General features: G+C 74.5%; 2 protein-coding genes. One reads left to right on the top strand and one right to left on the bottom strand.

Annotated elements, in window-relative coordinates; all coding sequences use genetic code 11:
• Positions 1 to 65: 65 nt before the first annotated feature.
• On the bottom strand, positions 66 to 704 hold the full coding sequence (locus E4099_RS31815) for a TetR/AcrR family transcriptional regulator (protein WP_135342560.1): 639 nt from the start codon (positions 702 to 704) through the stop codon (positions 66 to 68).
• Between the two features lie 346 nt (positions 705 to 1050).
• On the opposite strand from E4099_RS31815, the gene E4099_RS31810 reads away from it, so the two are divergent.
• The gene (locus E4099_RS31810; protein ID WP_135342559.1) at positions 1051 to 1581 is read left to right on the top strand and encodes an SAV_6107 family HEPN domain-containing protein; all 531 of its coding nucleotides are present in this window, start codon (positions 1051 to 1053) and stop codon (positions 1579 to 1581) included.
• Positions 1582 to 1697: the final 116 nt, after the last annotated feature.

Below are 1697 nucleotides of genomic sequence, written 5' to 3'. Positions count from 1 at the left end.
ATGTGTATAAGAGACAGGGTGGGGCCCGTGGGGGAAGAGGCCGGACAGCGTGCCCGTGAGGGGCGTCAGAGGCCGGACGGGGCTCCGCGCGGCCGGGCGGTGAGGCCGATCCGGCCCTGGAGCAGACCGGACAGCGCCGAGTGCACCTCCTCGATCGACCGGTGCCGCTGGTACGACTGCCAGTCCAGGGCGGCCACCAGCACCATCCCGAAGAGCGCGGAGGCGGTGAGCGGGATGTCGATGTCCTCGCTCAGCTCGCCCGCGGCCACCGCCTCGTGCAGCACCGACTCGATGACCGCTATGGCCCGCTCGCGGACCCGCGTCAGCGTGGACTGCCAGGCCCGGTTGGTCCGCCACAGCTCCGCCGCGTACAGCTGGGTCAGTGACGGGTAGCGGGAGACGAAGTCCAGGCCCGCCCGGAGCATCGCGCTCAGCGCGTCCAGTGGCCGGCCGCCGCGCTCGGCCGTCTCGTCGGCGGCGCGCTGGAGCGCGTCCGCGAGCAGGTCGACGCCGTGCCGCAGCAACTCCTCGAAGAGCACGGTCTTGCTGGCGAAGTTGTAGTAGACCGTGCCCTTCGCGACACCCGCCCGTTCGGCGATCTCGTCCACCGTGGTGGAGGAGAAGCCCTGTTCGGCGATGAGCGTGACCGCCGCGTCGAAGAGCTTCCGCCGGGTGGCCTTACGGCGTGTGCTGCTGCTGTCCATGCGCAGATTCTGCCCGCTGAACGGTCCGTTCCGGTCCGCTTCCGAAGAGTAGGGGCGCCCGGGGGCGAGCACCGGCGCGGCTCCTGGCCCGGCCGCCCCCACCAGACCGGGCCGCGCCCGCGGGGCACGGCCGGCCGCCGTGGGCCCGCGCCAAGGTGCCATGCTCCGCCCCCGCCGAGCGGACGCCGGAGCATCCTCCCGCAGCTCCGGAAGAGCCCCTGCTCCCGGTGACGCTCTCGGTAACGTCGCAGGTCAGGGCGGATTGTCAGTGGTGTGCCGGACGATGGGCGCATCAGGTGGGCCGCCACCACCGGCGGTGCCGCCCCTCGACGGCAGGAGGTTCGTCATGGCCAGTACCGCCGCTTCGCGCCGGCACCGCGCCGCCGGCACCGCCCCTTCGTTGACCGGTCCCGCGAGCTACTACATCCCCCCGGTGCCGCGTCGCACCACCGCCCCGCCCGCAGCCCTCGCCCTGCTCACCAAGGCGCAGCAGGGCCTGATCGAGGCCGCCTCGCTGGAGACGGCCAACGAGCGCTTCGCCACCGCCCACCTGGCCGCACTGCGCACCGCCGCCGCGGTGCTGGCGGTCCGCGCCAGGCCCGAGCCCTCCGGCCGGCGCCGCGCCCGTATCCGCAGCGCCTGGGAGCTGCTGCCGGAAGTGGCCCCGGAGCTGGCCGAGTGGAGCGCGCTCTTCGCCGCGGGCGCCGATCGGCGGGCCCGCGCCGAAGCCGGGATAGCGGGCGCCGCCAGCCCCCGGGACGCCGATGACCTGCTGCGCGCCGCCGACATGTTCCTGCGCGTCGTGGAGCGGATGCTCACCGTCCAGCTGCCCCTGCCCCAGCAGTTCGCGCCGGGGGAGGAGCGCCAGGCGTTCTGACCCAGGAGCCGCCCCGTCCAGGGCTGCTGGAGGGGGACAGGAGCAGGGAGGGCGCGCCGGGGCGCCCCGGACCGAGCCCTGAGGGCTTCCGTCGAGGGCATCGGTGGAGGGAGACC

This window comes from Streptomyces palmae (assembly GCF_004684805.1).
Lineage (GTDB): Bacteria > Actinomycetota > Actinomycetes > Streptomycetales > Streptomycetaceae > Streptomyces > Streptomyces palmae.
Note: the sequence above shows the minus strand (reverse complement) of the source record. Positions and strands in the feature narration are given on the sequence as shown.

Excerpts from the sequence above, each read along its gene's own strand:
- E4099_RS31815 (WP_135342560.1), bottom strand. The coding sequence starts at position 704 with ATGGACAGCAGCAGCACACGCCGTAAGGCCACCCGGCGGAAGCTCTTC.
- E4099_RS31810 (WP_135342559.1), top strand. The coding sequence starts at position 1,051 with ATGGCCAGTACCGCCGCTTCGCGCCGGCACCGCGCCGCCGGCACCGCC.